The organism is Seohaeicola nanhaiensis (assembly GCF_042654245.1).
In the GTDB taxonomy this organism is placed as follows: Bacteria; Pseudomonadota; Alphaproteobacteria; order Rhodobacterales; family Rhodobacteraceae; genus Seohaeicola_A; species Seohaeicola_A nanhaiensis.
The window spans coordinates 331,091-345,517 of the sequence record NZ_JBHSGI010000034.1; the positions used below are offsets into that span (position 1 = coordinate 331,091).

The 14,427-nt window shown below is 66.2% G+C and carries 17 protein-coding genes; 9 read left to right on the plus strand and 8 right to left on the minus strand.

The genetic code is table 11. From position 1 onward, the window contains the following. Positions 1–49 precede the first annotated feature (49 nt). The 7 genes from ACFO5X_RS25585 (at position 50) to ACFO5X_RS25615 (ending at position 5,711) form a co-directional block, all read left to right on the plus strand. A complete protein-coding gene (locus ACFO5X_RS25585) occupies positions 50–871 on the plus strand; it encodes an enoyl-CoA hydratase-related protein (protein WP_380723020.1) in 822 nt (273 codons plus the stop codon). Positions 872–882: 11 nt separating this feature from the next. Next, positions 883–1,884: an NADP-dependent oxidoreductase gene (locus ACFO5X_RS25590; protein ID WP_380723022.1), complete on the plus strand. Its 1,002-nt coding sequence runs from the start codon at positions 883–885 to the stop codon at positions 1,882–1,884. Positions 1,885–1,908: 24 nt separating this feature from the next. Beyond that, positions 1,909–2,382: a MaoC family dehydratase gene (locus ACFO5X_RS25595; protein ID WP_380723024.1), complete on the plus strand. Its 474-nt coding sequence runs from the start codon at positions 1,909–1,911 to the stop codon at positions 2,380–2,382. A gap of 152 nt (positions 2,383–2,534) precedes the next feature. Continuing rightward, the gene (locus ACFO5X_RS25600) at positions 2,535–3,290 is read left to right on the plus strand and encodes a LuxR family transcriptional regulator (RefSeq protein WP_380723026.1); all 756 of its coding nucleotides are present in this window, start codon (positions 2,535–2,537) and stop codon (positions 3,288–3,290) included. A gap of 444 nt (positions 3,291–3,734) precedes the next feature. Beyond that, positions 3,735–4,967 carry a flavin monoamine oxidase family protein gene (locus ACFO5X_RS25605; protein ID WP_380723028.1) on the plus strand — a complete coding sequence of 411 codons (1,233 nt, stop codon included), beginning with the start codon at positions 3,735–3,737 and terminating at the stop codon, positions 4,965–4,967. Positions 4,968–5,065: 98 nt separating this feature from the next. Continuing rightward, positions 5,066–5,266: a hypothetical protein gene (locus tag ACFO5X_RS25610; RefSeq protein ID WP_380723030.1), complete on the plus strand. Its 201-nt coding sequence runs from the start codon at positions 5,066–5,068 to the stop codon at positions 5,264–5,266. Further along, positions 5,235–5,711, plus strand: coding sequence for a hypothetical protein (locus ACFO5X_RS25615; protein WP_380723032.1), 477 nt, complete (start codon positions 5,235–5,237; stop codon positions 5,709–5,711). Before ACFO5X_RS25610 ends, ACFO5X_RS25615 begins: the two co-directional genes overlap by 32 nt. A 178-nt stretch (positions 5,712–5,889) precedes the next feature. On the opposite strand, the gene tsf is transcribed toward ACFO5X_RS25615, so the two are convergent. Further along, positions 5,890–6,795: a translation elongation factor Ts gene (tsf, locus tag ACFO5X_RS25620; protein ID WP_380723035.1), complete on the minus strand. Its 906-nt coding sequence runs from the start codon at positions 6,793–6,795 to the stop codon at positions 5,890–5,892. Between the two features lie 80 nt (positions 6,796–6,875). Next, positions 6,876–7,658 (minus strand): 30S ribosomal protein S2, encoded by a 783-nt coding sequence (rpsB, locus tag ACFO5X_RS25625; protein ID WP_380723037.1) that lies wholly within the window; start codon positions 7,656–7,658, stop codon positions 6,876–6,878. A gap of 210 nt (positions 7,659–7,868) precedes the next feature. Between rpsB and ACFO5X_RS25630 the strand changes: the two genes are divergently transcribed. Then, on the plus strand, positions 7,869–8,462 hold the full coding sequence (locus tag ACFO5X_RS25630; RefSeq protein WP_380723039.1) for a 2-hydroxychromene-2-carboxylate isomerase: 594 nt from the start codon (positions 7,869–7,871) through the stop codon (positions 8,460–8,462). On the opposite strand, the gene olsA is transcribed toward ACFO5X_RS25630, so the two are convergent. From olsA to ACFO5X_RS25645, 3 genes are all read right to left on the minus strand, one after another. Further along, the gene (olsA, locus tag ACFO5X_RS25635; protein WP_380723041.1) at positions 8,459–9,289 is read right to left on the minus strand and encodes a lyso-ornithine lipid O-acyltransferase; all 831 of its coding nucleotides are present in this window, start codon (positions 9,287–9,289) and stop codon (positions 8,459–8,461) included. The two genes, ACFO5X_RS25630 and olsA, sit on opposite strands and share 4 nt — an antisense overlap. Beyond that, a complete protein-coding gene (gene olsB, locus ACFO5X_RS25640) occupies positions 9,286–10,035 on the minus strand; it encodes an L-ornithine N(alpha)-acyltransferase (protein WP_380723043.1) in 750 nt (249 codons plus the stop codon). The genes olsA and olsB overlap by 4 nt, the downstream gene beginning before the upstream one ends. Positions 10,036–10,144: 109 nt before the next feature. Then, entirely contained in the window at positions 10,145–10,333 is a 189-nt protein-coding gene (locus ACFO5X_RS25645; protein WP_380723045.1) for a DUF3553 domain-containing protein, read from the minus strand. Positions 10,334–10,363: 30 nt separating this feature from the next. Here ACFO5X_RS25645 and ACFO5X_RS25650 point away from each other — a divergent pair, with 30 nt between their 5' ends. After that, positions 10,364–10,963 carry a histidine phosphotransferase family protein gene (locus ACFO5X_RS25650; RefSeq protein ID WP_380723047.1) on the plus strand — a complete coding sequence of 200 codons (600 nt, stop codon included), beginning with the start codon at positions 10,364–10,366 and terminating at the stop codon, positions 10,961–10,963. Here the strand turns inward: ACFO5X_RS25650 and ACFO5X_RS25655 are convergent. Genes ACFO5X_RS25655 through obgE form a run of 3 tightly spaced genes read right to left on the minus strand, consistent with a single transcriptional unit; the run spans position 10,960 to position 14,399 of the window. Then, entirely contained in the window at positions 10,960–12,225 is a 1,266-nt protein-coding gene (locus ACFO5X_RS25655) for a glutamate-5-semialdehyde dehydrogenase (RefSeq protein WP_380723049.1), read from the minus strand. The genes ACFO5X_RS25650 and ACFO5X_RS25655 overlap by 4 nt on opposite strands. 18 nt (positions 12,226–12,243) lie before the next feature. Then, the gene (gene proB / locus ACFO5X_RS25660) at positions 12,244–13,350 is read right to left on the minus strand and encodes a glutamate 5-kinase (RefSeq protein ID WP_380723052.1); all 1,107 of its coding nucleotides are present in this window, start codon (positions 13,348–13,350) and stop codon (positions 12,244–12,246) included. Further along, positions 13,338–14,399, minus strand: coding sequence for a GTPase ObgE (gene obgE / locus ACFO5X_RS25665; protein WP_380723054.1), 1,062 nt, complete (start codon positions 14,397–14,399; stop codon positions 13,338–13,340). The genes proB and obgE overlap by 13 nt, the downstream gene beginning before the upstream one ends. Between the last annotated feature and the right edge of the window lie 28 nt (positions 14,400–14,427).

Consider the following 14,427-nt stretch of genomic DNA (forward strand, 5'->3'; position numbering starts at 1 on the left):
GGCCTTCTTCGGTTTTGCTGCCCATGCTCCTATCGGGAAAGGCCCTGACATGACAACACGTCACCTCGACATCGGCACGTCGCAGCTTCTGGCCAGCGTCACCGGCCATGTCGCCACGCTGGTGATGAACAATCCGGCCAAGCGCAACGCGCTCAGCGCCGATCTGGGCGCGGGCCTGGCCCGCGCGCTCGACCTCGCCGAGGCCGACCCCGACGTGCGCGTCGTCGTGCTGACCGGGGCAGAGGGCGCCTTCTGCGCGGGGGGCGACATCTCCACCATGGGCGACGCGCTGACCGGCGGCGCGCCCGATGTCGACGCGATGGTCGCCCGCCTGCGCCGCTCGCAAGAGACGCTGTCGCTGCGGGTCTACGAATTTCCCAAACCGGTGATCGCCGCCCTGCCCGGCGCCGCCGCCGGCGCGGGCATGTCGCTGGCGCTGGCCTGCGACCTGCGCATCGCCGCCACCTCGGGCTTTCTCGCCCCGGCCTTCGGGGCCATCGCCGCCTCGGGCGATTTCGGCGGCAGCTGGTATCTGACGCAACTGGTCGGACCGGGCCGCGCGAAAGAAATCTACTTCTCCTCCCGCCGCATCGGCGCCGAGGAAGGTCTTGCGCTGGGGCTGTTCAACAAGATCACCCCGGATGTTGATTTTGCCGCTGCCACAGCGGCTTACGCCGAACAGTTCGCGCAGCAGGCGCCCATCGCCCTGCGCTGCATGAAGGAAAACATCAACCGTGCCGCCACCGCCGACCTGCGCAGCGCGCTGGCGGCCGAGGCGACGGGCATGATCCGCACCCTGCTCAGCGACGACCACAAGGCCGCCGCCCAGGCCTTCTTCGAGAAACGCAAACCGAGCTTCAAAGGCTCGTGAAAGGAACCGGAATGACCAACCGCCAGATCGTCGTTGCCGAACTCCCCAAGGGCGCGCTGACGCCAGACCACTTCACCCTCAGCGAAATCGCGATGCCCGAACCCGCCGAGGGCGAGGTTCTGCTGCGCACCATCCTGATGTCGATCGACGCCGCCAACCGCAGCTGGCTGCAGGGCGCGACCTACCGCGATGCGGTCCACGCAGGCGATCCGATGCCCACCTACGCCATCTGCGAAGTCATCGACAGCCGCAGCCCCCGCCTCGCCAAGGGCGATATCGTCGCCGCCGAGTCGAGCTGGTCGACCTATGTCACCCGCCCCGCGCACAAATGCCAGAAGATGCCCGACGTGAAACCGCTGCAGCACCTGCTCTCGGTCTACGGCATCGCCGGCAAGACCGCCTTTCACGGCCTCATCACCGTCGGCCGCCCGGTCACCGGCGAAACCGTCCTTGTCTCTGCCGCCGCCGGATCGGTCGGCAGCCTTGTCGGCCAGATCGCCAAGGCGCTGGGCTGCCGCGTCGTCGGCATCGCGGGCGGCGCCGAGAAATGCGCCTGGGTCACCCGCGAACTCGGCTTCGACGCCTGCGTCGACTACCGCGAACCGGGCCTCGGCAAGGCCCTGCGCGCCGCCTGCCCCGATGGCGTCGACGTCTATTTCGACAACGTCGGCGGCCCCGTGCTGGAAGCCGCGCTCTTCGCGATGAACACCCGTGGCCGCGTCGTCTGCTGCGGCGCGGTCAGCCAGTATGACTCGACCGCCCCCAGCGGCCCGCGCAACCTGCCCGGGCTGGTCGTGGTCAAGCGTCTGCGCATGGAAGGCTTCATCGTCATGGACTTCGCCCAGGACGACGCCAAGGCGGTCAGGGCCCTGCAGACCTGGGTCTCGAACGGCCAGATCAAGGTTTTCGAGGATGTGGTCGAAGGGCTGGAAAACGCGCCGGCGGCGCTGATTGGCCTGCTGGCCGGCGAAAACCGGGGCAAGCGCATGGTCCGCGTCGGCCCCGATCCGTAACGCACCCAAACCCAGGAGAATATCATGGCAGCCATAGACGACGCGCTCTCGGCGCTTCAATCCAGGATCGGCACCGAGGTCGGTGTCGCCAACTGGATCACCATCGACCAGAAGATGATCGACGCCTTTGCCGATGTGACCCACGACACCCAGTGGATCCACGTCGACCCGGAACGCGCCGCGCGCGAAACCCCCTTTGGCGGCTCCATCGCGCATGGCTTCCTGACGCTCTCGCTCGGCAGCCGCTTTGCCTATGACTGCTTTCCGATGCTGCCGGGCCAGGTCATGGGCATCAATTACGGTTTCAACAAGCTGCGGTTCCTGTCGCCGGTCAAGGCCGGCGCGCGGGTGCGCGGCCGCTTCACCCTGCAGGAGGCAGTCAAGCGCAACGCGACCGACCTGTTGCGCAACAACCTGATGACCGTCGAGATCGAAGGACAGGAAACCCCCGCGCTGGTTGCCGAATGGCTGGGCCTCGCGGTCTTCGCGCCCAGCTGACCGCCCGTCATTTTCTGGACAAAACCGGCGCCCGAGGCTAGAGCTTGGGCGCCGCCGGAGAGAAGATCGATGTCCCCAACCCGCCGCCCCGTCTGTTGCATCGCATCCCTGCGTGTGCGCGGCCGGCGCGGCCTGCTGCAAAGCGGACACCGATGAACCTGCGCAATTATCTCCAGTTCCTCGCCAATGCGCCGACGCTGGAAGAGCTCTGGTCGGGGCATACCCAGAAGATGGGCGAATACGGGTTCGACCGGCTGATCTACGGCTTCACCCGCTTCCGCACGCAAAGCTCGCTGGGCGATCCTGAAGATTTCATCATCCTGTCCAACCACAGCCCCGACTATGTCGAAGGTTTCGTGCACGGCGGGCTGTACGCCCATGCCCCGATGCTGCGCTGGGCGCTTGAAAACGAGGGCGCGGGCAGCTGGCGCCAGATCGCGCAGCGCTTCGACCGGGGCAACCTCTCGCCGGCCGAGCTGAAGGTGATCGAATTCAACCTGCGCATGAAGGTGACGGCGGGCTATACCATCAGCTTCAAATCGGTCTCGGCCCGCTCCAAGGGCGCCATCTCGCTCGCCGCGCGCGCGGGCATGTTGCAGGACGAGGTCGACGCGATCTGGGAGGAACACGGGCGCGACATCCACCTGATGAACAACATCGCCCATCTCAAGATCCTTACCCTGCCCTATTCCCCGCCCAACCGCGGCCTGACCCGCCGCCAGCGCGAGGCGCTGGAATGGGTTGGCGACGGCAAGACCACGCAGGACATCGCCATCCTGATGGGGCTGACGGCGGCGACGGTGGAAAAACACCTGCGCCTCGCCCGCGAATCGTTGTCGGTGGAAACCACGGCGCAGGCGGTTCTGAAGGCTTCGCTGCACAACCAGATGTTCGTTCTCGAAGCCTGACATCCGTGTGCCAGGGGCCCCCTCCCAGCCTTTTCATTTCCATCAAATGACGCCGGGTAAGGAATCCATTACTTTCGCAATTGGCGGATTAATCGCAATATCGTGTTGTTCCGTGAGTGGTGGCTTTGGCCTGGGAACACCGGGAAAAGAACCTTGATATTACAAGGCTCTCTGACCTGTCCGGCCCGAACGCGTATTGATCCGCGTCAGGGCCGGAACCATGACGCGGCCCGATCCATCCCCATTGCGATGGGCCGCCCAGTCAGCCGGAGCCGGGCGTCCCGCCCCGGTTCCGGCACGACATTTCACGGGCCGGGAAATGCACCTTACAGCAAATGACGAATCCGCCAATTCCAGCGCCGCGCGGCACTGGTCCGCAAAATTCGCTTGGCGCAACGCGGCCCCGGGTTCACCCTGAGACAAGCGACCAGAGGAGGCACGGGCATGAGCGACGTGGATGTGGTGGTGGTCGGCGCCGGCGCGGCGGGCCTCGGCGCGGCCAAGGCACTGATCGCGGCGGGCCGCAGCGTCCGCGTTGTCGAGGCGATGAACCGGATCGGCGGGCGCGCCTGGACCACTTCCACCGACTTCGGCGTGCCCTTCGACATCGGCTGCGCCTGGCTGCACGCCGCCGACCGCAACCCCTTCTACCCCGAGGCGCAGGCCGCCGGCTGGACGCTGTTCCACCACGACATGGGACTCGACCACCTCTACTTCCGCGACCGCAGGGCTGAACCGCATGAACTGGCCGCCATCGCCGCCGCCGACGCCGAGCTGCAACGCCTGATCGAGGCGCATGACGGCACCAACGACCGGCTCTCCTCGCTGCTGGCCCAGGGCCACGCCCTGCGCGCGGCGGCCACCTTCTCGGGGCCGATGGACTTTGGCCAGGACGATGACGAGATCTCGGTCGCCGACTTCCGCGCGGCGGCGGATCTCGACCCCAACTATTTCACCCGCGAAGGGTTCGGCGCGCTGGTCGCGCTATTCGGGGCAAACGTCCCGGTGGACCTCGACACCCCGGTACAGGAAATCGACTGGTCCGGCCCTGGTGTCCGCGTCGAGACCGCGCGCGGCACCCTGCGCGCGCAGGCGGTGATCGTCACCGTCTCCACCGGCGTGCTCGCCTTCGAGGACATCCGCTTTCGCCCGCATCTGCCCGAGGCCCATGTCGAAGCCATCTTCGACCTGCCGATGGGCCTTTTGACCAAGATCCCGGTGGAAATCCGCGGCGAACGCCTCGGACTCGCGCCCTTCGACGACCTGCTGATCGAACGCCACGCCCGGCACGACGTGTTCTTCCTGTGCTTCCCCTTCGACACCGACCTGATGGTCGGCTTCGTCGGCGGCGATTTCGCCTGGGAGATCGAGGCGGCCGGCGAAGAGGCTGCCGTCGACTTTGTCACCGACCGCCTGGCCGACATCTTCGGCAGCGGGCTGCGCGCCAAGGTCGGTCGCTCGCTGATGACCAATTGGGGCGGAGAGCGCCTGACCCGCGGCGCCTATGCCGCCGCCCGCCCCGGCAAGGCTGCCGCGCGCGCGACCCTCGCCCAGCCTGTGGGCGACCGCATCTGGTTCGCCGGCGAGGCACTGGGCGGCTCGCTGGTCCAGACCGCCGGCGGCGCCCGCCTCTCGGGCGAGGCGGCGGCGCGCGCGGTTCTGGCCCAACTTGGCTGAACCGCCCGCCATTGGGCGCAGATGCGCTTCGTCCGCTGAGCCGAGCATGACCGGTAATTGACCCCGTGAAGATCAGACGGAAAGGCTCGGATGACTGCTTGGAGCCCTATCTCACCGATGCTTCGATCAGCTTGAAGCCGAAGATCAAGCCTGCCAAGATGCTGCAAGCCCATATCTCATGGCAGGCAGATCCCGCATTTGAAGTCAATTCTCAAAAAGCTACTGAATTTACGGAAGAGAGAGATTTCGAACGCTCACCGTTCGGGCATGGCAGGTTCTTCATCTTCGGATGTCATTGATGTCAAAGTCGTCGGTTTCCCTCTGGTTCCTGACGACTTTCATCTTCAGCACGTAGGTAAGACCGCACAAGGCAACGGTTTCTGGATCACGCCCCAACTTTCAGTCGAAGACGGTGACACCCGCGATTTCGTTGCAGCGTATCTATTTGACAAACTGGGGAACCTCATATCTTGCGAAGTGATGGATTTGGGTATGCGCAGGAAGTCCGCGGGGATATCGACTGACACGATTATCCAGGGATTAAGACGCAAGATTGACGCAAATGAAAATGGGGAAATCTGGGTGAAGCCGTTTTCAACCACGTTCTACGGACACACCTTTGGTTTGATTGTCCGCGAAACAGACGAGCTTGAAGCGGGTTCCGGCGAAACCGTTGTTGATGCAATGCCGGGGTCGACCTTGATGTTCCATGGCCCATGGAGCCACTGCAACTACGACAGCTAAAGGTAGTCGAAAGCCATTCGGTCGACGAAACGGCAGCTACGTTCGCATAGCCGACATTTATGACGGCATCCTTATTCCCATGCCCTGAAGCAATGCCCGCTTGCCGAGACTCACCCCCCCAAAACAAAAGGGGCGGCGACCTCTCGGCCCCGCCCCTCCGCAAACCTATTTAGCCGGCTCAGCCCTTGGCGGCCTTGGCAACCTCGGCGGCAAAGTCTTCCTTCACCACTTCGATGCCCTCACCCACCTCGAAGCGGACGAAGCCGGTGATGGTCGCGCCGTTCTGGGCGGCGGCCTGGGCGACGGTCTGCTTGTCGGCCGAAACCACGAACTGCTGGTCCAGCAGCGAAACGTCGGCGACGAACTTCTTCATCCGACCCGGGATGATGTTGTTGTGGATCACCTGCTCCGGCTTCGGCTTGTCCGAGGCGGCGTTCTCTTCCAGCGCCTTGGCAGTCTGGATTTCCAGCTCTTTCGCCATGATCGCCGGGTCCAGTTCCGACTCGTTCAGCGCCTGCGGGCGCGGGTCGGCGGCGGCGATGTGCATCGCGACCTGACGGCCGAAGTCTTCCGAACCGCCGGTCATGGCGACCAGAACGCCGATCTTGCCCATGCCGGGCGCAACCGAGTTGTGGACATACGAGAAGACGTTGTCGCCCGACACCTTGGCCATCCGGCGCAGGGTCATGTTCTCGCCGATGGTGGCGATCGCTTCGGTGACGGTCTCTTCAACGGTCTTGCCATTGACGGTTGCGGCCTTCAGCGCGTCCAGATCGTCTACATTGATCGCGGCGGCCGCGATGGCGCCGACCATCTTCTGGAAATCCTCGTTCTTGCCGACAAAGTCGGTTTCCGAGTTCAGCTCGATCGCAACGCCCTTGCCACCGTCGACAACGACGGCCACCAGGCCCTCGGCGGCGGTGCGGCCGGCTTTCTTGGCGGCCTTGGCCAGGCCCTTGGTGCGCAGCCAGTCAACGGCGGCGTCCATGTCGCCGTCGGTCTCGGTCAGCGCCTTCTTGACGTCCATCATGCCTGCGCCGGTCGCTTCGCGCAGTTCCTTGATCATGGATGCAGTGACTGCCATGTCTGGCTCTCCTCAAATCTAGCGGGATTGGGGCAGGTCATGCCTGCCCCAGATGTCATTTACGTGACGCTGCGGGCCGATCAGGCCTCGGCAGCGGCCTCGGTCTCGATCTCTTCGACCGCGTCCTCGGCCGGAGCCTCTTCCATCGCGCCGATATCGACACCGGCCGCGCCCAGCTGGGCGCTCATGCCGTCCAGCGCCGCACGGGCGGCGAGATCGCAGTAGAGCGAGATGGCGCGGGCCGCGTCATCGTTGCCGGGGATGATATAGTCGATGCCATCGGGCGAGCAGTTGGTGTCGACCACGGCCACAACCGGGATACCCAGCTTGTTGGCTTCCAGGATCGCCAGCGCCTCTTTCTTCACGTCGATCACGAACAGCAGGTCCGGCACGCCGCCCATTTCACGGATCCCGCCCAGCGAGGCGGTCAGCTTGGCCTGGTCGCGTTCCATGCCCAGCCGTTCCTTCTTGGTCAGGCCTTCGAAACCGCTGTCCATCTGCTCGTCGATCATCTTCAGACGGCTGATCGACTGCGAAACGGTCTTCCAGTTGGTCAGCGTGCCGCCCAGCCAGCGGTGGTTCATGAAATACTGCGCCGACTTCTCGGCGGCTTCGGCGATCGGCTTCTGCGCCTGGCGCTTGGTGCCGACGAACAGGATGCGGCCGCCGCGCGCGACGGTGTCACGGATGACCTTCAGCGCCTGGTCCAGCATCGGGACGGTCTGGGTCAGGTCCATGATGTGGATGCCGTTGCGGTCGCCGTAGATATACGGCCCCATGCGCGGGTTCCAGCGTTGGGTCTGGTGGCCGAAGTGAACGCCTGCTTCCAGCAGCTGGCGCATGTTGAACTCGGGAAGAGCCATGCTCGTTTTCCTTTCCGGTTTGGCCTCGGCGGGGACTGTCACTGGGTGACAACCGGCGGACAGCTGGGGATGTCTCCCCCAACGGCCCAAACCCCGCCTGCGGGTTTGAGTGGCGCGCGTATAGGCCAGGGCGCGGACGGGCGCAAGAGGCGTTTGACACGGCCTGCAATCGCGGGCAACTCTAGACCGACCGGTCCAGAGGAGTTGCCGATGTCCAAGCCCGTTCTGCACTTCTGGTTCGAGTTCGCCTCGACCTATTCCTATCTCTCCGCCATGCGGGTCGAAGACATGGCCACGGCGGCCGGAGTCGAGGTCGCCTGGCACCCTTTCTGGCTCGGCCCGATCTTCAAGGCCCAGGGCTGGGACACCTCGCCCTTCAACCTCTATCCGCTCAAGGGCGCCTATATGTGGCGCGACATGGCGCGGATCTGCGCCGCGCGCGGCCTGCCGCTGCGCCAGCCCGATCCTTTTCCGCAGAACGCGATCCTGGCCGCCCGCACCGCGCTGCTCGCCCTTCAGCACCCGCAGGGCCCGGCCTTCTGCCGCGCGGTCTATGCGGCGGAGTTCGGCCAGGGCCGGCGGATCGACAGTCAGGAGCTGATCCAGGAGCTTCTGGCCGAAACCGGTCTGCCCGCGCAGCTTGCCGAAGAGGCCAGCGGCGACGCCGCCAAACAGGCCCTGCGCGACAGCGTGGCCGAGGCGATGCGGCTGGGCATCTTTGGCGCGCCCTCCTTCATCGCCGATGGCGACCTGTTCTGGGGCGACGACCGGCTCGAAATGGCGCTGGCGCGGCTGAGCGCCTAAGGCGCCAGCGCTTCCCTGTGGCTCTCGCGGATCACCCGCTCCACATGCGCCGCCAGCGCCTTGCGGTCGGCGAAATCGGCCACCCGCACCGGCGGATGATAGAGGATTTCGACCGATCCCTGCCGTGCCGCGCCCAGCACCTTCAGCAGATGCGGCCCGAAATCCATGTCGCCCCACCAGCCGTAGAAATCGGCCCGCGCGCCCGGCGGCGCGTGATAGATCACCGTGACCGGCTGGATCGCCATCTGCGCGCGCAGCCCCGGCGCGAAGAAGGCAGCAAACAGCGTCGTCTTGAACGGCAGCACGCGGCGCCCGTCGGTCGAGGTGCCCTCAGGAAAGAACAGCAGCTTGTGCCCGGCCAGCAGCCGCGTCGTGAAAAGGTCGGTGTGCTCGCGCGCGCGTTTGCGGTCGCGCTCGATGAACACCGTGCCGGTGGCCCGCGCCAGCCAGCCGATCCCGGGCCAGCCCGCCACCTCGGCCTTGGACACGAAATAGATCCGCTTGCGCGCGTTCAGCGCGAAGATGTCGAGCCACGAACTGTGGTTCGCCACCACCGCGCCCCGCGTGTGCATCAGCTCCCCCCGGGTTGAGAAACCGATGCCCATGATGCGAAAGGCATTGCGGCAGACAAACTGCGTGATGAAGGGCGTAACGGGGCGATGCAGCCCGCACAGCGGCCGCTCCACCAGCCGCACCATCAGCAACAGCGCCAGACAGCCGAAGACCAGCACCGCCAGCACCAGCCCCCGCCCTAGCGCGCGCAGCCAGCCCAACGGCGACAGGCGCAGCGGCTCGGGCGGTTCGTCCCTGTGCCAGGTGCCGCTCATGCGCCGCTGTATCGCCGCCGTTGCTGGTCGCTCATCCGCGCGGTGTCGAGGATCAGGCAGATGTCCGTCGTGTTGAAGGCGTGGTCGACATAGGCGCCGTCGCCGACAAAGCCGCCCAGCCGCAGATAGGCCTTGATCAGCGCCGGCGTGCCGACGATGGCGCGCTTGCGGTCGATCTGATCGGATGGGATCAGGTCCATCGGCTGATAGACCCGCGCCCGCACCCGCAGCTCGGGCGGCGCCAGATGTGCCGCGTGCAACAGCGACAGCGGTTCGGCCAATGCCGCCACGTCGGTGCCGTGGAACGAGGCGACGCCGAACAGGATCTCGATCCCCTCGCGCGCCACATACTCCGACAGCGCGGTCCAGAGGTGATACAGCGCCAGCCCGCCGCGATAGTCGCGGTGCAGGCAGGACCGGCCCAGCTCCAGCAGGCGGCGGCCGCTCTGGCGCAGCGGGGTCAGGTCGTATTCGCTCTCGGAATAGAACCGCCCGGCCGCCTGCGCATGCGCCTCGGTCATCAGGCGATAGACGCCCACCACCGCGCCCCGGCTCTCGTCGCGCAGCAGCAGATGCGCGGCATGGGCGTCGAAGTCGTCGCACTCCAGACCCTGCGCGTGATCCACGCCCGCGCCGCTGCCGCCCAGTTCGCGCACGAAGACATCATAGCGCAGCGCCTGCGCGGCGCGCAGGTCTTCGGGCGTTCTCGCGATGTCGACGCTAAAGGCGGGTCCGGCATCCGGCATGTGACTGCGTTTTCCGGCAGGGTCTGGAACGGTTGCAGGCACATAGCGCAGGGCGGTCCGTCTTGGCAACAGCGCTAACCCCGACCCGCGCGCATTAACCCATGGTTAATCAGTTTCCCCCATCAAAGACCGGCAGCAATTCGATGCGGGATCCGTCGATGACCACCTTGCCCTCTTCCCGGAAATTGACGGTGATCCGTCCGCCAATGTTCGACTGCACCTGCCCCGTGCCCCAGTCGGGCCGCTCGGGATGGCGCACCAGCATTCCGGGCGTTAGGATGGCGTTCAGGTCGGTCATGGCGCATGGGTCTCGATACGGAGGGAGGACATGAACGACACTAACGCACGTCTGGCGACGCTGATAGGGTCGCGTATCTGCCACGATCTGATCAGCCCGATCGGGGCGATTTCGAACGGGCTTGAATTGATGGGCCTCGCGGGCCAGATGAAAGGCCCGGAATACGACCTGATCGCCGACAGCGTGCAGAACGCCGGCGCGCGGATCCGCTTCTTCCGCATCGCCTATGGCGCCGCCGGCGACCAGATGCTGGGCCGGCCCGAAATCATGTCGGTGCTGACCGACATGAACCATGGCAGCCGCGTCAAATTCGCCTGGCGCCCGGCCGACCCGCAGGCGCGGGCCGATGTCCGGCTGGCCTTCCTCGCCATGCAATGCTGCGAGGTCGCCCTGCCCTATGGCGGCACGGTCGAGGCCTTCGAGACCGATGGCAGCTGGACGGTCACCGGCACCGGCGAGAAGATGGCGCACAACCCCGACCTCTGGCGCCTGCTCGACACCCGCCTGGAGGAGACAACCGAGATCACCCCGGCCTTGGTCCAGTTCGCCCTTCTGCCGCTGGCGGTCGCCGATGCGGGCCGCCCCCTGCACCACGAGGCCGGGCAGCGCCGGATCACTGTCTCGTTCTAGCCTCGCAGGGTGCCCTTGCCGGTGACCAGATACTTGAAGCTGGTCAGCTGTGTCGCCCCCACAGGCCCGCGCGCATGCAGCTTGCCGGTCGCGATGCCGATTTCCGCCCCCATCCCGAACTCGCCACCATCGGCGAACTGGGTCGAGGCGTTGTGCATCAAAATCGCGCTGTCCAGCCGCTCGAAGAACCGCGCCACCTCGGTGGCATCCTCGCTGAGGATGCATTCGGTATGGTTCGACCCATACTGCCGGATATGCGCAATCGCCGCATCGACCCCGTCGACCAGCTTGGCCGCGCAGATCATGTCGAGGAATTCGTGCCCGAAATCCTCGGGCGCGGCCTTCACCGTGCCCGGCACCTTGGCAAGCTCGCCCTCGGCGCGCACCTCGACGCCGGCTTTCAGCAGCGCCTCGATCAGGATCGCGCCGTGCTTGGTGTAGAACTTCCAGTCGATCAGCAGGCATTCCAGCGCGCCGCAGATCCCGGTGCGCCGGGTCTTGGCGTTCAGCACCACCTGCACCGCCATGGCCGGATCGGCCGAGGCGCCGACATAGGTGTGGCAGATGCCCTCCAGATGCGCGAATACCGGCACCCGCGCCTCGCGCTGCACCAGCCCGACAAGGCCCTTGCCGCCGCGCGGCACGATCACGTCGATATACTGTGTCATGGTCAGCATCTCGCTGACCGCCGCACGGTCGCGCGTCGGAACCAGCTGGATCGCATCGACCGGCAGATTGGCCGATTTCAGCCCCTCCACCAGACAGGCATGGATCGCGCCCGAGGAATGAAAGCTTTCGGACCCGCCGCGCAGGATCACCGCATTGCCCGATTTCAGGCACAGCGCCCCGGCATCGGCGGTCACATTGGGCCGGCTTTCATAGATCACGCCGATAACACCCAGCGGCGTGCGCACCCTCTGGATGTGCAGGCCCGACGCCATGTCCCATTCGTCCATGACCTCGCCCACCGGGTCCTTGTGCTCGGCCACCGCGCGCAGGCCGTCGACAATGCCGCGAATGCGGTCCTCGTCCAGCATCAACCGGTCCATCATTGCCTTGGACAGGCCCTTGTCGCGCCCGTATTCCATGTCGCGCGCATTGGCGGCGATGATCTCGTCGCGGCGATTCCACACCGCCTCGGCCGCGCCCAGCAGCGCGGCGTATTTCCGCTCCTGGCTGGCAAAGGCCAGCTCCTGCGAGGCCGTCTTCGCACGCGCGCCGATATCGGCCATCAGGGCGGGGATATTGTCGAGGACTTTCATGATCGTGTCTCCCTGCGCTCAGAGTGCCATATCGTCACGATGGATCAAGGCCGACCGCCCGGGATAGCCCAGGATCGGCTCGATCTCTGTGCTGCGCCGCCCCTTGATCTGGGCGGCCTCGGCGACGGTATAGCGCGTCAGCCCCTGCCCCAGCTTCTCGCCCGCCGGTCCCAGGATCGCCACCGGATCGCCGCGCCCGAACCGACCGGCAACGGCGGTCACACCTGCCGGCAGCAGGCTCTTGCCGCCCGACAGCGCAGCGACCGCGCCCGCATCCACGGTGATCTCGCCGCGCGGCTTCATCGCCGCGATCCAGCGCTTGCGCGCCGCCTGCGGATCGTCCTGCGCGGTGAACCAGGTCGCGTTCGCCCCGTTCTCGAGCAATCTCAACGCGTTAAGCGGCGATCCTTCGGTGATCGCCATGGCGCAGCCGCCGGCGGTCGCCATCTTCGCCGCCATCAGCTTGGTCTTCATCCCGCCCTTGGACAGCCCCGACCCGGCATCGCCGGCCATCGCCTCGATCTCGGGCGTGATCCGCTCGATCAGCTCGAACCGCTTGGCCGTCGGATCCTGCGTCGGGTTGGCCGAATAGAACCCGTCCACATCCGACAGCAGCACCAGCACATCCGCGCCCACCGTCACCGCCACCTGCGCTGCCAGCCGGTCGTTGTCGCCATAGCGGATCTCGTCCGTCGCAACAGTATCGTTCTCGTTGACGATCGGCACCACGCCGAAGCCCAGCATCGTCTCCATCGTCGCACGCGAATTCAGATAGCGGCGGCGGTCGGCGCTGTCTTCCAGCGTCACCAGCACCTGACCCGTCGTGATGCCATGCGGCGCCAGCCCTTCCTCATAGGCCCGCGCCAGCCGGATCTGCCCAACTGCTGCGGCGGCCTGCGACTGTTCCAGCGGCAATGTCCCCGCGCCCAGCCCCAGCACGCTGCGCCCGAGCGCGATCGACCCCGACGACACCAGGATCACGTCCGACCCGCCGCCGCGCAGCCAGGCCACGTCCTCGGCCAGCGCGCGAAGCCAGTCAGCGCGCAGGGCGCCACTGACCCGGTCGACCAGCAGGGCCGACCCGATCTTGATCACAACCCGGCGCGCGCCGATCAGGGACGCCATTTTTCTTCCGCCTCGGGCTCTTCCGCCGCCTTGGTCTCGGTCACCTTCTGGCGCAGCCGGCCGTCGTCGATCTGCGCCCGCAGCGCGCGCAGCACCTCGGTCACGCCCTCGCCGGCGGCCCCGGACATAAGGTGCACCGTTTCCCCGTCCGACGCCTTCTCCAGCTTGCGCCGCCCGGCCGAGCGGCCCTTGGCGTCCAGCGCGTCGATCTTGTTCAGCACCAGCACGATGGGCTTGTCCTCAAGCCCCGCGCCATATTCCACCAGCTCCTTGCGGATGGTGCGGAAATCCTTGGTGATCGTCTCGGAGGTGCCATCGACCAGATGCAGCAGCACCGCACAGCGCTCGATATGGCCCAGGAATTCGATCCCCAGCCCCTTGCCCTCATGCGCGCCCTCGATCAGGCCCGGAATGTCGGCCACCACGAACTCGACCCCATCCACCCCGACGACGCCCAGGTTCGGGTGCAGCGTGGTAAAGGGATAATCCGCCACCTTCGGCCGCGCGTTCGACGTTGCCGCCAGGAAGGTGGACTTGCCCGCGTTCGGCAGCCCGACCAGCCCCACGTCTGCGATCAGCTTCAGCCGCAGCCACAGCGTCCGCTCGACGCCCTCCTGCCCCGGGTTGGCGCGGCGCGGGGCCTGGTTGGTCGCCGTCTTGAAATGCAGGTTGCCGAACCCGCCGTTGCCGCCCTTGGCCAGCAGCACGCGTTCGCCCACCTCGGTCAGGTCGGCGATCACCGTTTCCTCGTCCTCGTCCAGGATCTCTGTGCCCACCGGCACCCGCAGGATGATATCCTCGCCGGTCTTGCCGCTGCGCTGGCGGCCCATGCCGCCCTGACCGTTCCTGGCAAAGAAATGCTGCTGATAGCGGAAGTCGATCAGCGTGTTCAGCCCCTCGACCGCCTCGGCCCAGACCGAGCCGCCATTGCCGCCGTCACCGCCGTCCGGCCCGCCGAACTCGATGAACTTCTCGCGGCGGAAACTGACACAGCCGTTACCGCCGCTGCCAGAGCGGACATAGACCTTGGCCAGATCGAGAAATTTCATGATATCGACTTCCGTTGCGCCGGCGCGC

Coding starts and splice junctions, on each gene's coding strand:
- ACFO5X_RS25585 (WP_380723020.1), top strand. CDS start 50: ATGACAACACGTCACCTCGACATCGGCACGTCGCAGCTTCTGGCCAGC.
- ACFO5X_RS25590 (WP_380723022.1), top strand. CDS start 883: ATGACCAACCGCCAGATCGTCGTTGCCGAACTCCCCAAGGGCGCGCTG.
- ACFO5X_RS25595 (WP_380723024.1), top strand. CDS start 1,909: ATGGCAGCCATAGACGACGCGCTCTCGGCGCTTCAATCCAGGATCGGC.
- ACFO5X_RS25600 (WP_380723026.1), top strand. CDS start 2,535: ATGAACCTGCGCAATTATCTCCAGTTCCTCGCCAATGCGCCGACGCTG.
- ACFO5X_RS25605 (WP_380723028.1), top strand. CDS start 3,735: ATGAGCGACGTGGATGTGGTGGTGGTCGGCGCCGGCGCGGCGGGCCTC.
- ACFO5X_RS25615 (WP_380723032.1), top strand. CDS start 5,235: ATGGCAGGTTCTTCATCTTCGGATGTCATTGATGTCAAAGTCGTCGGT.
- tsf (WP_380723035.1), bottom strand. CDS start 6,795: ATGGCAGTCACTGCATCCATGATCAAGGAACTGCGCGAAGCGACCGGC.
- rpsB (WP_380723037.1), bottom strand. CDS start 7,658: ATGGCTCTTCCCGAGTTCAACATGCGCCAGCTGCTGGAAGCAGGCGTT.
- ACFO5X_RS25630 (WP_380723039.1), top strand. CDS start 7,869: ATGTCCAAGCCCGTTCTGCACTTCTGGTTCGAGTTCGCCTCGACCTAT.
- olsA (WP_380723041.1), bottom strand. CDS start 9,289: ATGAGCGGCACCTGGCACAGGGACGAACCGCCCGAGCCGCTGCGCCTG.
- olsB (WP_380723043.1), bottom strand. CDS start 10,035: ATGCCGGATGCCGGACCCGCCTTTAGCGTCGACATCGCGAGAACGCCC.
- ACFO5X_RS25645 (WP_380723045.1), bottom strand. CDS start 10,333: ATGACCGACCTGAACGCCATCCTAACGCCCGGAATGCTGGTGCGCCAT.
- ACFO5X_RS25650 (WP_380723047.1), top strand. CDS start 10,364: ATGAACGACACTAACGCACGTCTGGCGACGCTGATAGGGTCGCGTATC.
- ACFO5X_RS25655 (WP_380723049.1), bottom strand. CDS start 12,225: ATGAAAGTCCTCGACAATATCCCCGCCCTGATGGCCGATATCGGCGCG.
- proB (WP_380723052.1), bottom strand. CDS start 13,350: ATGGCGTCCCTGATCGGCGCGCGCCGGGTTGTGATCAAGATCGGGTCG.
- obgE (WP_380723054.1), bottom strand. CDS start 14,399: ATGAAATTTCTCGATCTGGCCAAGGTCTATGTCCGCTCTGGCAGCGGC.